Source organism: Ferdinandcohnia sp. QZ13 (assembly GCF_031324165.1).
GTDB lineage: Bacteria > Bacillota > Bacilli > Bacillales > Bacillaceae_L > Ferdinandcohnia.
In genome coordinates, this window is the sequence record NZ_JAVIVW010000001.1 from 2,086,284 (window position 1) to 2,104,864 (window position 18,581).

Consider the following 18,581-nt stretch of genomic DNA (forward strand, 5'->3'; position numbering starts at 1 on the left):
GCCTGATTGTTAATCAAAACTAATGCGATCATAAAACTAAACTGTACCGCCAGTCCAATAACTTCAACTAAATATTTTATAATCCTTTATTATAAAATCAAGAAAAGAAGAACGAATTCCTAGAATTCGTTTTCTTTCATTAAACTAACTCCAGCCTAGCGACCGCTTCGCAATGCGCCGTATGCGGAAACATATCAACAGGCTGCACATACTCCACCTTGTAAAGCTTCGACAACACCTGAATATCCTTCGCCAGTGTAGACGGATTACAAGACACATACACCATCTTCTTAGGCTTTACTTTTAGAACTGTTTGTAAGAATTGATCGTCGCATCCTGTTCTTGGTGGGTCGACTACAATGACGTCTGGACGCCAGCCTTCGTTTACCCATTTGGGTAGGAGCTTTTCTGCTTTTCCTACTGCATAGGTTGCATTATCAAAGCCTTGTTTTTTCGCATTTTTTCTTGCGTCTTCGATGGCTTCTGGGATGATTTCGATTCCACGGATTTCTGCCGCACCGTCCGCAAGCCATAACCCAATCGTTCCGACTCCACAATACGCATCAACGATTTTTTCCTTACCTGTTAATTGAGCTGCCTTCTTTACTTCGTCATATAATTTAACGGTTTGCTCTGGGTTTAGCTGGAAGAACGCACGAGCAGATAACTCGAATGATAGGTCTCCAAGTGTCTCTTGGATAACCTCACTTCCGTGTAGATGAATCGATTCGTCGCCAAAAATGAGTGATGTTTTTTGTCCATTGATGTTTTGGATAATCGACCTTACTTCAGGCAAACGTTTTGTAATTTCGTCGATTAATAAGCTTTTACGTGGGATTTCTTTTTCGGCTGTAATTAAGACAAGCTGTACTTCTCCCGACTGAACACCGACTCTTGTGACGATGGTGCGGACGAGCCCTTTTCGATTTCGTTCATTATAGATTGATATTTTTAAATCCTGAAGGATCATTTTTACCGTTTGCGTGACTTTGCTTGTTGCTGGATGTTGGATCATACAGTCGGCGATATCAATCAGTTTGTGTGAATTCAGTCCATAAAGTCCCGCTATCACCTTTGTCTTTTCCAATCCGACCTGGAACTGACTCTTGTTTCGGTAATTCCATGGGTTTTCCATACCAATCGTTTCTTTAATATTGAGCTTTTCAACAGGTGTTTTGCTGTAGCGTTCGAAGGCTTGAACGACAATGTCCCGCTTCTCTTTTAATTGCTGACGATAGTCTAAATGCTGCAGCTGACAGCCGCCACATAAATCGTAGATTGGGCATGGTGGCTTTACCCGGTGCTCTGATTTTTTGCGAATTTTTTTAATCCTGCCTTCAGAGAATTTCGGATGAACCTTTGTCGCTTCGACGACTACCTCTTCACCAGGTAGCGCACCCGGTACGAAGACGACCTGCCTTTTAAAATAGCCAACGCCTTCTCCGTTGATTCCGAGTCTTTTTATGGTAAGGGGAAAGGTTTGTCCCACCTGTAATTTTGCTTGGTTTTCTTTTTGTTGTTTCATCATTACACACAACTTTCTATTCGATGCTTCGCCATAAATACAAGGAGGCATAGCTTAAGTAAGGCTCCCAGGGCTTGCTGTATTCTTCCATTTGTTCATAGGTTGGCTTTTTTTCCAGATTGTATAATTTTTTGATGGCATTTTGGATTCCGATATCTGCCATTGGAAAGAGATTTGGTCGTCCCAATGCGAATAAAAGAAAATTTTCTGCGGTCCATTTTCCAATTCCGCGGATTTTTACGAGCGTCTCCATGACCTCTTCATCGATTTTTGATTGAAGATCCGGAAGGGTTAGCTCTCCAGAGGCAATCAATTTCGATGTATCGATGACATATTCCGCCTTCCGACCGCTGAACTGCAAGTCCCTCAAGTCTGAAACTGACAACTTTGCTATTTTTTCAGGGCGAGGATGGACCCACGTTCCCTCAATTTCTTCGCCGAATGTGGTCACAAATCTCGATGTCAGTGTGTGGGCGAAATTCATATTGAGCTGCTGATGAATAATACACTTCATCAAGGAAAAATACGGATCGAAATCTAAGACCAATGGCGTTCCACGATGCTCTATGAAAATATCTCGAAGGTCTGTTTGTAAAAAATGGTCTTGGATTTCCTGCAACGGTACGTCCCATTGAAAAATGTGAGACACATGCTGCAACGCATATTCCATTGAATCTTTATGAGAACCAGTTACTACAATGCTTGGCTCATCCGTTGTGCCTGTTGCCTTCACCGTGACAACCACGGGTTCAATTTCAACATAAAACGGTACCTTCACCAAGCGTTCGTCTTTATTTAATTTTATAAGTGGATTTATCGATAGCCGGTCTAGGACGCGATCAAAATTGTATGGCGGCTGTACATGCACTGTTTTCTCCCACATGGTACCAACCTCAATTCATAAGTGTTAATACACATTATACCATTTGAGCGCAAAAAAAATCCCCCTGCACGCAAGAGGATCCTTATGTTTATTTGTTTAATAGATCTTCGCGAAGCGGTGTAAAGGTATCTAGTAAAATACCTTCCTCTAACGCTACAACACCATGTTTATGGTTTCCTGGAATAAAAATGGTTTCTCCTTGGGAAACCGTTGTTTGTTCCCCTTCAATGGTGAACTGGAAGCTTCCCTTCATCACGTACGTGAACTGCTCATGTGGATGGCTGTGTTGATAGCCTTCTGCCCCTTTTTCAAAGTGAACTTCCATCATCATCACCGATTCACCCGGTGGAAATATTTTTCGTTTTACGCCTGGTTCAGCATTTTCCCATTCTCCAATCATGTCCTACTCCCCCTTACTATGTATACCCTTTCATTATATAAAGAAATGCGCCTTTATTAAAGCGCATTGGCTTTCGGATTTTTTTCCACTTCCTCTTTTTTCGAAGTGTTTAATAAAATGACTCCACCAATAATTAAGACGATACCCGCTAGTTTAAGAGCGGAAAATACCTCATCCCACACAAGCGCTCCGATGATGGCCGTTAGTGCAGTTCCTACTCCAGACCAAATGGCATATGCCAAACTTAGTGGAAGAGTTTTTAGACACAAGGATAAGCAATAGAATGCGAGTCCATATCCCACGATGACACCGATTGACGGAAATAGAACGGTAAATCCATCGGACATTTTTAGCATGGCGGTTGCAAAGATCTCACATATAATCGAAATAGCTAATGCTAGATATCCCTTCATTTAATGACCGCCTCCAATATTGAGTAAAATGACTCCACCAATAATTAACAGGAATCCAAGGATTTTTTTCATATCAATCATTTCTTTATAAAAGATGATTCCGACTAATGCGGTTAGTGCTGTCCCTACTCCGGCCCAGATTGCATATGCCACACCGAGTGGCAATGTCTTTAGTGTTAGTGATAAAGCATAGAATGCTAGAGCATATCCGACCATGACTCCCATTGAAGGCAGGAATTTTTTGAAGCCATCTGTTGCTTTTAGCATTGAGCTACCGAACACTTCACTCACAATGGCTATTAGTAAAAGAATGTATGCATTCATGGTGATTCCCCCTACAATCAAATGCGCCTTGGCGTATTTGCGCCCGATTTTTTTCGAGCCCGCTCGAAAAATTTCCTTTGAAAAATCGTGGCATCCGCCGGAGGCTTTAACTTTATTCAGCTGAATAAAGTTAAAAGTGCCTTTCTCCATTTTACCTTCTATTTCAATTTTGCGGAATATAGGACCTCAGTTGTAGCGAAAATTACATCTGTAGCACATTTTTCAATGATCCTCCTCAGCGTAAAATAAATGTTGCTGGTCAGATAACATGAGGAGGTAATGAAACATGAAAAAAATCGGACCTAAAGGGATGAAATGGTTAAAAATTATCCACGTATTTCTAGTCGTTTTATTTTTCGGAGGAATTTTAAGTTCACTTTCATTAAATCTTTATCTTGATTTTACTGAATTTAATGAGTCCTATTTGGGATATAAAACCATCGTCATTATCAGTGATCATATTGTTCGCTAGGGTGCAATTGGAACGTTAGTAGTGGGACTCATCTATGGATTTTTTACAAATTGGGGATTCTTCAAGCATCGATGGGTTGGCACGAAATTCGTGCTCTATCTCATTCAAACGATTGTCGGGATTTTTATTATAGACAAGCTAATGATCACAAATATGGAGTTGCTTGAAACACAACGAGAATTAGCCCTGACCAATCCTGAATTCATTCAAAATCACTTAATCAGACAATATGCAGTCTATTTTCAGATCGCTGTTACCATTTTTATTTTCATCATTTCATATGTAAAACCTTGGCGGAAGGAAAAGGTAATCCCTAAAAAGAGCTGAATCTACAGCTCTTTTATTGTTTTTAGGCTATAATTTGAAGATAATGTTAAATAGTTATACATAAGGACAAAATGACAAGGAGTTTTTACAATGAAAAAGTTAGTACTGTTGACTATTTTGTTCGTGTTGTTGGCAGCCTGTGGGAAACCAGATAAGGAGACTAGTTCTCAGCCGGAAGAACCAGCTAAGAGTGTGGTAGCTGAGGCGGACCCTGAAAAGGCAAGTGACAAGGCTGATGTAGCGGAAGAAAGTAAAGAGACAAATGCTTCAGATGAAAGCGCGGATACCGAGTCGCCGGATACCAGCGTTGAAAGGTCAGCAGAAAATAGTGCTCTTAAGGAGCAATATTTAAATGAACTCGCTGCGATTGAAGAAGAAATTGAAAACAAGCCTGAGGGCGAAACACAAATCGAGATGGAAGATATCGCTTCAGGTGTCTATGAAATATGGGACAATGAACTTAATAAAATCTGGAAAGAACTTGAGAAACAACTTCCAACTGCAAAAATGAATAAACTGCGGGAAGAACAACGCCAATGGATTAAAGAGAAATACCGAATCGCAAGTGAAGAAGCCGCTCAATACGAAGGCGGTACAATGGAACCTTTAGTAAAAGTAAACACACAAGCACGGGTGACCAAAGAAAGATGCTATGAATTAGTTGAAAAGTATATGTAATAGGAAAAGGACTTAGGGAACCCTAAGTCCTTTGTTTGTTAGTCTAGGTCAAATAACAGCTCTTCCCTAATCGTTTTTTCGGCCATTAACTGATCTAAGCTTCGGAAGTTATAACCTTCTTCACGTAAGTCATCAATTACCTTTCCAAGTGCTTCGGCATTGTCTCTCGATACAGTATGTAGCAAAAGAATCGCACCTGGATGAATTTGCCTCATGATGTTGTTGTACGCATACTCCCACCCTTTTTGGCTGTTAATGTGCCAATCGACAAAGGCGAGCGACCAGAACACATTTTGATAGCCAAGATTGTTGGATAAAGCTAATGTTCGTTCACTAAAAATGCCTCGTGGTGGACGAAGATAGGTCACATCCTGACCCGTAAGCTTTTTTGTTTCCTCCCGAACGGAATCTAATTCTTTTCGAAGTCGGTCGTCACTTACTCTTGTTAAATCCGGATGATACCATGAATGATTCCCAACGATATGCCCTTCTTTTGCCATTCTTTTTACGAGATCAGCTTGATCTTTAAGATAATGCCCTGTGACAAAGAATGTCGCGGGAACCTTTTTCTTTTTTAGTACATCAAGAACTTGTTCGGTATAGCCATTTTCATATCCGTTATCAAACGTAAGGTAGATGTCTTTTTTTGAAGTATCCCCAATATAAAAAGCGCCATATTTTGCGAGTAGTTTATCATACTCCTCACCTGCTGAGGCAGGTTCATGGTTTTTGCTCTTTTTGAAGCCCCAATGGATCGGTGCATTTGAATAAGCTGCTGCAGCCTGTGGTGCCACAGTCAATGAAAAGGTAACAGTCAAAAGAAGAAGTATGCCACAAAGCCTTTTCAAAAATAAAACCTCCTAAAACTCCGTTAGTAGTAGAGTTAGTTTTTACCACATTAAGGGAGTTCATGCAGGAATAGATTGGCAAAAAGGTTTTGTTAGAGACTTGCTTGGTTATATCGGACACAAATAAAAAACCCGCTACGCCAAAACGTAACGGGTCATAATCATTTTTAAACAAATACACGCTCTTTGAATTGTTCTAGTTTTTCTAATGAAGATTTGTCAACATCCTCGTGTAGGCTGTTTCCGTGTGAATCCATTGTCACAACGGCTGTGAAGCCTTCAACAGATAGATGCCACATTGCTTCAGGAATACCAAATTGCATGAGGTCTACGCCATCAACAGACTTGATGCAATCTGCATAATACTGGGCAGCTCCACCGATTGCATTTAAGTACACTCCACCATGCTCTTTTAGTGCAGCAAGTGTCTTAGGTCCCATTCCACCTTTACCAATTACCGCACGGATTCCAAACTTTTTCATGATATCGCCTTGGTAAGGCTCCTCACGAATACTCGTTGTTGGACCAGCCGCTTTCACGTGCCAGTTGCCGTCTTCATCCTTAAGCATAACCGGGCCACAGTGGTAGATGATATGGCCATCTAAATCAACTGGTGCATCATTTTCTGAAAGGTGCTTATGGATGGCGTCACGACCTGTGTACATGCGACCATTGATTCGCACTACATCTCCAACTTTCAGCTCACGAATTTGTTCTTCAGTGATTGGTGCTTGAAGCACAACTTCAGGCGTTTCTGATTTTACTTCTTGCACCTCTTCCTGTTCTTTAGAGAAGTCGATTTCTTCTCCATCCTGGTATAACCACTCATTAATGTCACCTGTTTCGGCATCAAGAGTGACACCTAGACGGCGGTATGCCCAACAGTTGTACGCAACAGATACGAAGAAGCTTGCTGGGATACGGTGCATAACGCCCACTTTACAACCAAGTAGAGTTGTTTCACCACCGAAGCCCATTGTTCCGATTCCAAGCTTATTCGCATTTTCCATGACATATTCTTCAAGCTTGCGAAGATCTTCATTTGGATTTACATCTTCAACTGAGCGGAAAAGCTGTTCTTTTGCTAACTCGTAACCAGATGTACGGTCTCCACCGATTCCAACCCCGATGAACCCAGCACTACAGCCTTGTCCTTGGGCTTGATACACAGAGTGCATGATACACTTACGAATTCCATCTAAGTCACGACCAGCACGACCAAGTCCTTCTAATTCACATGGTAAGCTGTATTGAATGTTTTTATTTTCACATCCGCCACCTTTTAAAATAAGGCGAACATCAATGTAATCCTTTTCCCATTGTTCAAACTTAATTACTGGCACACCTTCGCCAAGGTTGTCCCCACTGTTTTTACCAGTTAATGAATCAACTGCGTTTGGACGTAGCTTCCCGTCCTTTGTTGCTTCGACAATCGCTTCACGAATGGCTGCTTTGATTTTTAATTGGTTCACCCCAACTGGCGTTTTCACTTTAAAAGTAGGTAGACCTGTATCCTGACAGATTGGTGATACGTTTACGTCTGCCATTGAAATATTGTTGGTGATGGTTGAAAGAGACATAGCAGCACGAGTACCGGCACTTTCACTCGCCTTTGCACGAGCAACCGCTCTACGTACATCCTTTGGAAGTCTTGTTGATGTCTCTACAATTAACTTGTACATACTTTGTTGTAGCTTATCCATCTGTATTCCCCTTTCCCTTATATCCCCGATATTATCTATAATCACAATTTTCATTATACTCCTAGAAGTTTTTTTCGGAAAGGGATTTGCAAACGATTCCAGTTTTTATTCATGGCTTTCTTTTATTAAGTTCACCCCAATTAAACCCGCAATCGAAAAAATCAAGGGAATGATAAAACCGAAATAGTATCCAGATGTAAAATGGTCTAAAACAAATCCAAACATGGCAGGTAGTAGGACCGCACTTAAAAATCCACCCGTGTTCGCAAATCCAGACACCATGCCTGATTCGCTTATCGGAAAGGTTTTGCGCACTGTTGCAAAGGTTAAGGAATTGGAACCAAACGCAAATCCAATCATAATAAAAAGAGTAATGAGCAAGAATAATGGAGGTCCCTCACGAAAGAAAAGGAAAGTGGACCAACACAAAACAGTAACCATATGAAAAAAGAGATACGGTTTTTTAATCTTGCCTAATCTGCTTGAAATCCAACCAATCAATGGAGCACCCAATAGTGCCCCGATTAAACTATACATAATGAGCTGACTTGCTTCTAAACGGGTCAAGCCGTACACCTCCATCCCGTAAGGCACTGCCCATGAACCGATAAATCCTAAATACCCTCCAACAAGCCCGAAATGACAAAGAAACAATGCCAATGCTTGACGACTCGTAAATATTCGACGCAGCAATACCGATGTTTTTTCACGGCTGACTTCATTTTTCTCAATCATTGGGTGGTTTGGCTTTTTTACGAGGACAACATAAAGAAAAATTCCACACAAGCACAACAGGATTCCCCCTGAAAGAAAGGCTCCACGCCAGCCAAGTAAGACAATCAAAGCTGAAAAAGGAACAGTTGCCATTAGGAATCCTAGGCTCCCAGTCATTCCCGCAACTCCAATAAGCCGGGTGAACTCTTTTTCGTTGAACCATCTGCTTAAAATGAGGACTAAATTCACCCAAATTGTCGCATCTCCTATTCCTGTTAGGATTCTTGCAAAAAAAAGGATAAATTCATGGGTTCCAAGGCTATACATAACCGTTCCAACACCTGTTAGGATAGCACCGATAATGAGGAAAAAATTAGGGCCGTAGCGATCTGCCAAGATTCCCATCGGCATTTGCAAACCTGTGTATACGAAAAATTGGATGCTGGTTAAGAGCCCAATTGTTGTTGCGGTGACCTGAAAGTCCGTCATCAATTGGTCTGTAATCAATCCAGGTGCGGTGCGTTGGGCTGACATCACTACATATGTAAACAATACAGAAGCAAAAATAACCCACCTAAATTTACTATATTGAATACCCACTGATATCTACCCCTGTTTGTTTTTTATGTTATGTATATGGGTTTGTGGCTCAGTCGTGCTCATACACCTGGTAAAAAATCAATCATTACAATTTTGAACTCATACATGTATAATCAGAAAATGGGAGTTGAGATTAATGAATAAAAAAGACATCGCAAACATCCGCAAGCAATTTAAATTAAATAATCAATACTTACACATCAAAGAAATTTTCAATGTGTATGTTAAAAAAGAATCCAATGAGATTTATCACCATATTTGTCAGCCGTTCGAGCTATTGGAGCAGGAAGCCCAGGAACTATTTTTAGATAACTTTAAAAAGACATTGGCTGGACAGCTCGATACGAAATTATTTGAATTGAAATTCCAGCACGATGCTGAGAATAGTACACGGGACCTTTTGTATGATGGGCTGCAAATGGAAGACACCGAAGATTGGATCGAGCAAATGCTGCAAATCGTGGAGAAAATGTATGCTACTAAGGTTTATGAGTTTGACACAGTGGTTACATTCATCCGTGCAGAATACCGTAAGCCAACACGCAAACGTGACCCTGAATCTGAACAAGGCGGCTCTGATGAGGTTTATTTTAGCCCCCTCATTCTATGCACTTTAAATAAGATTGATCAACCGAAAAAGACATTAGTGTTTGATTATATTGAGCGAACTTTCAAATCAAATACTGTGTTGGACCCGGTTATTAACTTGACCGCTCCATTAACAGGTTTCCTTTTCCCAGCGTTTAACGACAATGCAGCAGACGTGAATCATATTCTTTATGCTGCCGGGAAAGCAAACGAGCCTAGTTATAGTTTCATTTCCGATGTGTTAAATTGTGAAGATATCATGACCGCAGAAGATGATAAGATTGGTTTCGAGATGATCTTGAAAAATGTCATCGGCGAAACAGTAGAATCTGAGGTTATTTCGAACGTGTACGAGGAAATCGACCGTTTTGTTCAAGAAAAAGAAGAAGAGGAACAGGAAGAAAGCGAGCCACCAATGATTAACTACCAGGACGTCGAACGCATCCTGAAGGTGAGCGGCGTAGAAGATGTGGACACGGCAAAGGTGGAACATGCATTTAAAACCGTAATTGACGATGAACACCATGAATTCAAAGCAGCTAACCTCGTTCCAAAATCAATCAAAATCAACACAAAAGTTGCCAAACTTACATTAAGTCCAAAAGAATTACGATACGTCAAATACATCATGTACCAAGGCAAACGCTGCTTGTTGTTGGAAATCGATGAAGACGTCGTAGTCGAAGGCTTAACACTCGAAACAAAGAATCAAGGCGACCACGTGGATCGTGGTGACCATGTTGATCACGGGGACGGTTCTACTGGTTCCTTTTAAGGAACATAGGGGCCACAGGGACGGTTTTTGTGGTTTCATACTAGAAAAAACAGTGGATTCCAAAACGGAATTCACTGTTTTTGTTTGGCTTGGCAAACCTTCAAACAAACAAAAAACGCCCAGCACAATCTGAGCGTCCGCCAAACCTAATTATTCCTTCCAATCCTTCTTAAACCGTTCGTATTTACCTTCCAAGTCATCAATCATCTCAATGAGGCGGTCGATGTCCTCTAAATCAGTGGATTCAGGATCCATCGAATCAATCACCTCTAAAAACATATTTAGGCGATTTTTCAAATAGGATATTTGTGAGTCTTTATCATGTATCGCGTTTCCCAAGCTACAACGTTCCTTTCGTTTTTCAATCTTTTTTTATTATATTATACGGAAATAAAATAACATAATAAAATTCGGGCGCTCACTTAACACCCGAATTTCTTTTTATTTCGGAGTTTCTGAAACGAGGAATGCATATGAAACGTGGTCTTGGACGGGTATCCAGGCGCCAATTCCTTGGTGGGTTACATTTTTCACAACGATGGACTTTTTGCTTCCTTTTAAAACAAGGTAGACTTCACCATATGTAACCTTCCCTTTTTCATTGACTGCCGGCGCATAGGCATATAAATATCCTAGCCTTTTCGGTGGTACATTATAAACTTGATCCTTTTTCGTTGCACCACCAATGATTGTTGTAAAGGAAAGTGGAAGCTTGGTCTTTTTCGTCGCTTCGATTAACATCATTTTCTTTACTTCATCTGCATCCTGAATTTCTGCAGTTAATCCACCTCTGACAATCTTCTGCATTTCTTGTTTGTAATGGATTTTAAAAGGGGACTTTCCACCACGATTGTCATAGTAGTTTGTATTGATTTTTTCATACTCCCAATTCGTGCTTGTTTCAGACGATTCATAGTTAAGCGGCCACTGACCTAGGTAAATGGTGGCGCGGTATCCAAGCGCAAGTGGTGTCGTTTGGATGGCCGACTCATTTAATATACGAATAAGGTCTGGATTTTCTATTTCTACATCAGCCGTATTAATAAGCTCTTTTGTGAGCTTACTTGGCTGGAGATATGGTAAATCCTGTGTCGGGTTCGGATAGGTGTTATCCTGTGAAATGTCTAAAACAGAACTAGGAATTTTGAACTTATCTGCTTTTACACCCTTCGATTTACCGGTACCTTCCGCCATTACGTTTCCTGCAAGTAAACCAAACATCAGCATGACGGCAACTATAAAAACTAATTTTCGTTTCATAGACGGTACTCCTTTCCTTGGCTTTGTGCTTAGTGTTTTCGAAGATTTTGCAGATTATCCATCCTTTTATTAGTAAATTTTTGAGGGGTTTGGTTAAAAAAAGAAATGCCAGAGGGCTTCTGGCATTTCTTAAGCTCAATTCATGTAGTTTTGGATGGTCTATCGGTTTTATTTTAATTCTATCGACTTTATTTACGTTCTATCGATTTTATTTTCATTCTATCGGTTTTATTTCGGTTCTATCGATTTTAGCCCATTTCCCCTGCTACCACGAAGTCCCTTTTCCATCAACCTCTCGCAATATGGAAAAAAGAACTGGATAATGGGACCAATCCCGAATGTAACGACCAAAGTTCCAATTCCGATTGGACCTCCAACCAAAAGCGCCAAAATCAGCCCTGTTGCTTCTGCGATTGTTTTTGAAATCCCGAACTTTAGTTTAAATCGTGAACTGATTGCAAGCATAAAGTTATCGAGTGGTGACAGTGGAAACTTTGCCTGTAGATAAATGGCGATTCCAAGCGAGGCAACCACTAATCCCCCTAAAAACGTAAGGACTTTTACCACAAAGCCTTCTAAATTCCACTCGTCCAACGCAATTAATAACCAAAAATCAATAAAAAAGCCAATTAAAATGATGGTCCCAATGGATAAAAAGACAGGACGTGCGCGAAGCAATAGTGCATTTACAAACATGACTAAAATGCCGACTATCATAACCCAGTTGCCTACAGTGAGGCCAACGGTTTCAGATAACCCCACATTAAGCGCATCCCAAGCCCCGGCACCGATATCCGCCATTATCATTAAACTGATTCCCAGCGCCAAGATAAACAACCCAATACAAAAAAAAGCAATTCGTCTCGTCAACATAGAGGTGCTCCCTTGAATTCCATATAATTAAAACATTGTACTTAATTATAATTGACCCCAAAAAATTAATCGATATTTTTATTTTAACTGAATATTTTTAATCTTAGGTAAATATAATGAAGTATACCTTACTTGAAGGAGGGATAAAGAGACCATACCTTTAATGACAGGGGGTATGCTATCGAATTGACGGACGGAGAAAACACCATTGAAAGTTATCCCTTAAAAAGTACTTAGAAGAAAGCCATAAAAGACAAACGACTCTGTGTAGATGATGTCTGCACAGAGTCGTTTTTTGTTCTTATAAAAGATAAAAACCAATCCCCATAATGGCGTATGCAGCTAACAATGTACCACCTTCAAACCAGTTTGTTTCTCCGTCATTCGTTAATGAAATCGTTAAAAATACAGCGGTAATCATTGCTATCAATTCTGGCATTGAAAACACCAGCGCCATTTGAGTATCGAGGAATAACGAAATTAAGACTAACAGTGGTGCCACAAACATAGCAACCTGTAAGGTAGAACCAATGGCGATTTCGATCGCAACATTCATTTTATTTTTATAAGCCATCATAACAGCAGAAGCATGTTCAGCTGCATTTCCAACAATCGCCACAATAATGATCCCAATAAAAATTTCACTCCAACCAAAGCTTTCCGCCACTACTTCAAAAGTATGTACGAGATTTTCGGACACATACCCGACAGCAACTGTCGCTAACGCTAAGATAAGAAGAGCCTTCCATTTCCCCCATTCAGGTTCCTCATGCTCTTCATTTTCCTTTTCCACCTGTTCGGAGTCCTGTTGATAAATGCCGCGGTGGGAAACAAGCTTAAAGAACAGCCCAGCTAAATATAACAGTATTAAAATAACCGAGATACCGATACTTAACGTAAATGTGTCCTGATCATTCATCTCCATTGAAAAAACCTCTGGAACAACAAACGCTAGGATGATCGAAAAAATCAGTAGCCCTGAGTTATGGCGGGCATCATGGACATTAAATTTCTGTCTTTTAAACTTAATACCCCCAACAAAAAAGGAAAGTCCTGCAACGAGCAAAAGGTTACCAAGTACTGACCCCGTAAGCGAAGCAAGTACTACTGTAACAAGCCCAGCCTTTAATGCAAAAATAGAAATAATAAGTTCAACTGCATTCCCAAAGGTAGCGTTTAACAAACCACCAATCCTTGGTCCAGCAACTATCGCAAGACTTTCGGTCGCTCTTCCCATAAATCCAGCCAAGGCAATAATGGTTAAACAGTAGACAACAAACATGATGACAGCTGGCCAATGGAGGAGGCTTCCAATCACTGAAAGGGGAACACCAATCACAACCATAATCAAAAAGAGACGATTCATCGTGCCACAACCTTCCTTTAACCTAAAAAAACTACGCCCAGAATTTGCGTAGTTTTTATCTCTATAAAAATTATGTTCTTTTATGGTGTTTTTATGCATCCATGATTTCAAAAGTCTCAGTAATTTCAATGCTTCCCTTAACGGATTGTGCCATTGGACAATTGCGAGAAGCAATCTCGATGGAACGCTCTATTTTTTGTTCATTTAAATCTGCACCTTTTATGAGGTAATGGAGATGAATTTTTTCAACTCGATTCGCTTGCGCCTCATTTCTTTCCACCTCTGTATGAATAGTGATATCCTCTACCTGCATTCTCTTTTTTTCTAGAATTTTACGAAGAGTGCCCCCACTACAAACTGCAATTGAAGACACTAAAAGCTGATAGGGTCTAAAGCCATATGCTTCATCCCCTGCAACATGTAATTCCCCGTATTCCACGTCTGTGTAGAAGCCAACTTCCTTCATTTTAAAAATCATGAAAATTCCCCCCATTCTCGTAAGTTATCATTAGTTTACTCTTGTTCTACCCCGATGAAAAGAAAATCAAAAGGTTCATGGTATTTTGAGGTATGAGGGACCCACAACATATGCAGATTGAGTGGTCTGCTAAGAAGGAGTATTATCAAAAATTAATAAATAAGAGCAATGTCTGGCCTGACATTACTCCCAAAGAACATTAAACAGATTCACGTAGCGCTCTTTGAGCCTCCGACATTGCGCAGCTGACGTTTAAGGATTTTGCCACTAGCGTTTCGTGGCAGTTCGTTCACGATCTCGACTTGTTTCGGGACTTTGAAGCTGGCTAAATTGATCCTGACATGCTGGAGAATCTCCTCCTCAGACACTGGAGCTTTGATGACTACAAAAGCAGTAACTGCCTCGATCCATTTTTCATCCGGTACACCGACAACTGCAACCTCTGCAACTTGAGGTAGCTCATAGATACAGTCCTCTATCTCACGGGAGGCCACAAGCACACCGCCAGTGTTGATGACATCCTTCACTCGATCAATTACCTCGATATATCCATTCTCGTCCTGCTTCACGAGATCTCCGGAGTGGAACCAACCGCCTGCGAATGCCTTTTCCGTAGCTTCACTTTTGTTCCAATAACCAAGACAAAGCTGAGGTGAACGGTATACAACTTCTCCGAGTTCACCAGTGGGCACAGGATTACCCTCGGCATCCACGACGCGCGCCTCAACGAAGAGCATCGGTCTTCCTGCGGAACCTGGGTGGTCCGCGTGTTCCTCAGGACGCAGGACCGTGCAGGCAGGACCCATCTCAGATTGGCCGAACACGTTGTAGAAACCGAGCTCTGGCAGACATTTCTGCAGTCGTTCGAGTATCGGTCTAGGCATGATTGAAGCTCCGTAATAGGCCTTCCGTAGATTCGCGAGATTTCGAGCGGTTAGCTCAGGGTGATTCGCGATTGAAACCCAAACGGTTGGAGCGGCGAAGAACGACGTAATTGCGTCCTGTTCCATGGTTTCAAGCACAGCACCAGCCACGGGAGCAGGAAGCACTTTGTTCCAGCCACCCACCAACAATGCCGGCAGCAAGAACACATGCATTTGCGCCGAGTGGTAGAGTGGCAAGCAGTGGAGCGCACGGTCTGACTCCTTGATGTCCAGACCATGGATGCAGCTCATGTAGTGGTGCATCAGGGCACGATGTGTCATAATTGCTCCCTTTGGATCTGAAGTGGTACCCGAGGTGTAGAGTAGCTGAGCGACATCCGTGTCATCAACATTGAACTCATCATCTTTTAAGGGACGGTTATCGTTACTGGAAACCCACTCCATAAGTTCGTCTTCAAATTGCAGGACCTTGCGATGACTATTTGACTTTGTCTGAGAGATAGCATCCGCTAGTTCTCGGTCAGCGATGATGAGAGTTGGGTCGGAATCACTTAGAATGTAATCGAGTTCTCCGGCTCGGAGCTGGAAATTGACCGGAACGTGGATGGCTCCCATACGTGAAGTAGCCAAAAACAGCAGCACATACATATCAGAGTTTTTACCGTAAGCGGCCACTCGGTCCCCCTTTTCCACCCCAAGTTCACGCAGTTGGCGCGCGATACGCGTGACCGCCATGTCGAGTTCACGGTAACTCCACTCCCGGTTATCAAATACAACGGCAGTATTACGTGGTACACGTGCGGCCGTACGACGAACCGCCTCGGCTATAGTGCTTGTTCGCATATTCATTTCAGTCCTCTCTTTTCAATTTAGGTTGGAGCACAACACTTGTAAAACCAGGACGTATGCATCGATTTCTTCGACAAATGAATTAGGATATTATGTAACTCAAAATAATGTTCATAAAATTATGAATATTTACTTTAAATATAAAACTTCTCTCACTCAGCTGTCAATGTAATTATGAAGTCTCTTTATCGCTAAACTTGCTTAGAATTTGCCCATCTGAATATTGTTAAATCTTTTCAATTCCCAACCCTAGATTATTTTTGTATGATTAGATTGGAAAATGAACTGGGGGAAAAACAACATGAAATTGCGATTTTGGATATTAGTGAGCATAGTAGCTGTCTCGGGGTTTAGTCAGGGCATGCTGTTGCCATTGATTGCTGTTATCTTTGAAAATAGCGGACTATCATCCACCTTAAATGGATTAAATGCAACCGCCCTTTATATAGGAATCTTATTTGTATCACCTTTTATGGAGTACCCATTGCGAAAATATGGCTATAAACCTGTTATTATGTTTGGGGCATTGCTCGTAGTTGTATCCCTTGCCCTATTCCCATTATGGAAATCGTTTTGGTTTTGGTTTGTATTGCGACTCTTGATTGGAATCGGGGACCACTCCCTGCACTTTGGAACTCAAACATGGATTACTTCATTTTCACCAGAGGCAAAGCGCGGAAGAAATATTTCATTATACGGATTGTTCTTTGGAATAGGCTTTGCCACAGGTCCATTAATGACACCATTAATCTATATCAATGAAGCATTACCATTTATCCTGTCTTCTGTTCTATGTTTAATTGGCTGGTTCTTTTTATTCCTATTAAAAAATGAGTATCCTGATGCGGAATTGGGAGTGAACTCATTTAGAGAAACAATCAACCGGTTCTCTAAAGCATTGAAATATGCGTGGGTTGCCTTTTTACCGCCAATGACCTTTGGATTTTTGGAATCATCCTTAAACGGAAGCTTCCCAGTCTACGGATTACGAATTGATTTAGATGTTACATTTGTATCAATTTTACTAACTTCGTTTGCACTTGGTAGCATCATCACCCAGCTTCCATTGGGTGTTCTGAGCGACAAATATGGACGAAGAAATATTTTAACGATTGTCCTATTTTTAGGATTTTTAAGTTTTACTGCTGCAAGCTTTCTCGAACACTCTCATGTCGGACTTTGGCTCTGCATTACGTTTGCGGGGATGGCGGTTGGTTCAACATTTTCACTCGGTATCTCTTATATGACAGATTTAATGCCAAGAAATTTGCTTCCAACAGGTAACCTCCTTTGCGGCATCTTTTTTAGCATCGGTAGCTTGATAGGACCTTTTTTCGGTGGTCTATTCATTCAATACTTTGAAAGCATTAGCTTTTTCAATGTCATTGGAACCATTCTACTTGTCATCTTTATTGTGATTACTGTTTTCGGTTCGAAAACAGCTCCTAAAGCAGTTGAAAGTTGAGACTTCCTTTTGTAAGGGAGTCTTTTTTGTTGACTAGCTAATCGCTATAGAAGATAAAAAAGACCTGGCGATCCGTGAACACTTGTGCTTTTCTTCTTTTCCTATGATTTTTTGCCTATTTTTCAGAATTTTGTTGACGTTTTTTCAAAATCTGTTATATAATACAACTAATATTAATACACTGTATTAAAACAGATGTATAGAACGAAAATGAAAAAGGGAGAGGATTATAATGAGTAGGCAAGAACGCAAAAACATGATTGAGTTTATTGAAAAGGTTAAAGGTATCGATAAAATGGAGCTTATGTATATGACAGATGCAGATATCGAGCATATCTATGACACAACGTATTATCACTTTGAGGAAACTGCAGAATAATTGTATTGAAAAAACTCGCCGTTTGGCGAGTTTTTATTCTTGTTCATCTGGTCTGTATTCTAAAATGTCTCCAGGCTGGCAGTCCAGCGCTTTACAAATCCCTTCTAAAGTAGAAAATCGAACCGCCTTTGCCTTCCCATTTTTTAAAATGGACAGATTGGCCATCGTGATTCCGACTCTCTCAGATAGCTCAGTTACACTCATTTTTCGCTTTGCAAGCATTACATCTATGTTAATAATTATTGCCATTATAGTCACCTCAAACCGTTAAGTCATTTTCTTCTTGGATTGCAATGGCGTTTTTCAATAGCTTTTGAAGAACGGCCGCAAAAACCGATACAACAAAACATGCAAAAATAATGACCAATGCAATAAGCAGGACACCTGGATTCCCTGCATTTTGTGAAATCACGAAAAAGAAGCCAATGACGTACCATGCACTAATAATCGCCGCACAATATTTTATGATAGTTAAAGATTGGACCGATTTATGAGTGAAGGCATTATTTTTATCAATATAGCTTAGTAGTTTAAAGCCCTGATAAAGTGCAAATAAATATGGGATCAAGGTCACTTCGATTCCAATTAACAGAGGATATTTTAAATACGCAAATTCTACATTTTTGACTGCTAAATCATTTGCAACCCATGGTAGCCAAAAAATACATAAAGCCAACACAACGATTCCCATAAAAAAGATTGCTACTTTTAAAAAGAGTGTATTCCCTCGCTCTTTCAGCCTCATGATTCCCTCCATCAAAAACACCTCACCTATTT

22 protein-coding genes are annotated in these 18,581 nt (G+C 40.8%); 6 read left to right on the forward strand and 16 right to left on the reverse strand.

Annotation, left to right across the window (positions count from 1 at the left end; all coding sequences use genetic code 11):
* Nucleotides 1-139: 139 nt before the first annotated feature.
* The 5 genes from rlmD to RGU12_RS10135 form a co-directional block, all read right to left on the reverse strand.
* Entirely contained in the window at nucleotides 140-1,528 is a 1,389-nt protein-coding gene (rlmD, locus tag RGU12_RS10115; protein WP_309535972.1) for a 23S rRNA (uracil(1939)-C(5))-methyltransferase RlmD, read from the reverse strand.
* Nucleotides 1,529-1,541: 13 nt separating this feature from the next.
* Nucleotides 1,542-2,408 (reverse strand): DNA-3-methyladenine glycosylase family protein, encoded by an 867-nt coding sequence (locus RGU12_RS10120; RefSeq protein ID WP_309535973.1) that lies wholly within the window; start codon nucleotides 2,406-2,408, stop codon nucleotides 1,542-1,544.
* Nucleotides 2,409-2,496: 88 nt separating this feature from the next.
* Nucleotides 2,497-2,808, reverse strand: a complete 312-nt coding sequence (locus RGU12_RS10125; protein ID WP_309535974.1) for a cupin domain-containing protein — start codon at nucleotides 2,806-2,808, stop codon at nucleotides 2,497-2,499.
* Nucleotides 2,809-2,864: 56 nt separating this feature from the next.
* A complete protein-coding gene (locus tag RGU12_RS10130; protein WP_309535975.1) occupies nucleotides 2,865-3,221 on the reverse strand; it encodes a DMT family transporter in 357 nt (118 codons plus the stop codon).
* Entirely contained in the window at nucleotides 3,222-3,545 is a 324-nt protein-coding gene (locus RGU12_RS10135; RefSeq protein ID WP_309535976.1) for a DMT family transporter, read from the reverse strand.
* Between the two features lie 286 nt (nucleotides 3,546-3,831).
* Here RGU12_RS10135 and RGU12_RS10140 point away from each other — a divergent pair, with 286 nt between their 5' ends.
* The 3 genes from RGU12_RS10140 to RGU12_RS10150 all read left to right on the forward strand — a co-directional run bounded on the left by RGU12_RS10140 (nucleotide 3,832) and on the right by RGU12_RS10150 (nucleotide 5,022).
* Entirely contained in the window at nucleotides 3,832-4,017 is a 186-nt protein-coding gene (locus tag RGU12_RS10140; RefSeq protein WP_309535977.1) for a hypothetical protein, read from the forward strand.
* 21 nt (nucleotides 4,018-4,038) lie between these two features.
* The gene (locus RGU12_RS10145; RefSeq protein ID WP_309535978.1) at nucleotides 4,039-4,344 is read left to right on the forward strand and encodes a hypothetical protein; all 306 of its coding nucleotides are present in this window, start codon (nucleotides 4,039-4,041) and stop codon (nucleotides 4,342-4,344) included.
* Nucleotides 4,345-4,434: 90 nt separating this feature from the next.
* Nucleotides 4,435-5,022, forward strand: a complete 588-nt coding sequence (locus tag RGU12_RS10150; protein WP_309535979.1) for a lysozyme inhibitor LprI family protein — start codon at nucleotides 4,435-4,437, stop codon at nucleotides 5,020-5,022.
* A 38-nt stretch (nucleotides 5,023-5,060) separates the two neighbouring features.
* Here the strand turns inward: RGU12_RS10150 and pdaA are convergent, their stop codons facing one another.
* The 3 genes from pdaA to RGU12_RS10165 all read right to left on the reverse strand — a co-directional run bounded on the left by pdaA (nucleotide 5,061) and on the right by RGU12_RS10165 (nucleotide 8,887).
* Nucleotides 5,061-5,840: a delta-lactam-biosynthetic de-N-acetylase gene (gene pdaA / locus RGU12_RS10155; protein ID WP_396232340.1), complete on the reverse strand. Its 780-nt coding sequence runs from the start codon at nucleotides 5,838-5,840 to the stop codon at nucleotides 5,061-5,063.
* A gap of 197 nt (nucleotides 5,841-6,037) precedes the next feature.
* On the reverse strand, nucleotides 6,038-7,573 hold the full coding sequence (locus RGU12_RS10160; protein WP_309535980.1) for a fumarate hydratase: 1,536 nt from the start codon (nucleotides 7,571-7,573) through the stop codon (nucleotides 6,038-6,040).
* 105 nt (nucleotides 7,574-7,678) lie between these two features.
* Complete coding sequence (locus tag RGU12_RS10165; protein ID WP_309535981.1) at nucleotides 7,679-8,887, reverse strand: MFS transporter; 1,209 nt, start codon at nucleotides 8,885-8,887, stop codon at nucleotides 7,679-7,681.
* 136 nt (nucleotides 8,888-9,023) lie between these two features.
* On the opposite strand from RGU12_RS10165, the gene RGU12_RS10170 reads away from it, so the two are divergent.
* On the forward strand, nucleotides 9,024-10,250 hold the full coding sequence (locus RGU12_RS10170) for a DUF4317 domain-containing protein (protein WP_309535982.1): 1,227 nt from the start codon (nucleotides 9,024-9,026) through the stop codon (nucleotides 10,248-10,250).
* 150 nt (nucleotides 10,251-10,400) lie between these two features.
* On the opposite strand, the gene RGU12_RS10175 is transcribed toward RGU12_RS10170, so the two are convergent.
* From RGU12_RS10175 to RGU12_RS10200, 6 genes are all read right to left on the reverse strand, one after another.
* On the reverse strand, nucleotides 10,401-10,589 hold the full coding sequence (locus RGU12_RS10175; RefSeq protein WP_116353654.1) for an SE1561 family protein: 189 nt from the start codon (nucleotides 10,587-10,589) through the stop codon (nucleotides 10,401-10,403).
* Nucleotides 10,590-10,691: 102 nt separating this feature from the next.
* Nucleotides 10,692-11,510 (reverse strand): YfkD famly protein, encoded by an 819-nt coding sequence (locus RGU12_RS10180; protein WP_396232322.1) that lies wholly within the window; start codon nucleotides 11,508-11,510, stop codon nucleotides 10,692-10,694.
* Between the two features lie 228 nt (nucleotides 11,511-11,738).
* On the reverse strand, nucleotides 11,739-12,383 hold the full coding sequence (locus RGU12_RS10185) for a YczE/YyaS/YitT family protein (RefSeq protein ID WP_309535983.1): 645 nt from the start codon (nucleotides 12,381-12,383) through the stop codon (nucleotides 11,739-11,741).
* 301 nt (nucleotides 12,384-12,684) lie between these two features.
* Entirely contained in the window at nucleotides 12,685-13,749 is a 1,065-nt protein-coding gene (cax, locus tag RGU12_RS10190; RefSeq protein ID WP_309535984.1) for a calcium/proton exchanger, read from the reverse strand.
* Nucleotides 13,750-13,840: 91 nt separating this feature from the next.
* On the reverse strand, nucleotides 13,841-14,227 hold the full coding sequence (locus RGU12_RS10195; protein WP_309535985.1) for an OsmC family protein: 387 nt from the start codon (nucleotides 14,225-14,227) through the stop codon (nucleotides 13,841-13,843).
* 209 nt (nucleotides 14,228-14,436) lie between these two features.
* A complete protein-coding gene (locus RGU12_RS10200) occupies nucleotides 14,437-15,960 on the reverse strand; it encodes a fatty acyl-CoA synthetase (RefSeq protein WP_309535986.1) in 1,524 nt (507 codons plus the stop codon).
* A gap of 301 nt (nucleotides 15,961-16,261) precedes the next feature.
* Between RGU12_RS10200 and RGU12_RS10205 the strand changes: the two genes are divergently transcribed.
* Both RGU12_RS10205 and RGU12_RS10210 read left to right on the forward strand, forming a co-directional pair.
* The gene (locus tag RGU12_RS10205; RefSeq protein WP_309535987.1) at nucleotides 16,262-17,425 is read left to right on the forward strand and encodes an MFS transporter; all 1,164 of its coding nucleotides are present in this window, start codon (nucleotides 16,262-16,264) and stop codon (nucleotides 17,423-17,425) included.
* A 232-nt stretch (nucleotides 17,426-17,657) separates the two neighbouring features.
* Complete coding sequence (locus RGU12_RS10210) at nucleotides 17,658-17,804, forward strand: BH0509 family protein (RefSeq protein WP_116353638.1); 147 nt, start codon at nucleotides 17,658-17,660, stop codon at nucleotides 17,802-17,804.
* Between the two features lie 33 nt (nucleotides 17,805-17,837).
* Here the strand turns inward: RGU12_RS10210 and RGU12_RS10215 are convergent, their stop codons facing one another.
* Together RGU12_RS10215 and RGU12_RS10220 are read right to left on the reverse strand one after the other, a co-directional pair.
* The gene (locus RGU12_RS10215; protein ID WP_136379025.1) at nucleotides 17,838-18,053 is read right to left on the reverse strand and encodes a helix-turn-helix domain-containing protein; all 216 of its coding nucleotides are present in this window, start codon (nucleotides 18,051-18,053) and stop codon (nucleotides 17,838-17,840) included.
* Between the two features lie 10 nt (nucleotides 18,054-18,063).
* Nucleotides 18,064-18,549: a DUF2975 domain-containing protein gene (locus tag RGU12_RS10220; RefSeq protein ID WP_309535988.1), complete on the reverse strand. Its 486-nt coding sequence runs from the start codon at nucleotides 18,547-18,549 to the stop codon at nucleotides 18,064-18,066.
* Between the last annotated feature and the right edge of the window lie 32 nt (nucleotides 18,550-18,581).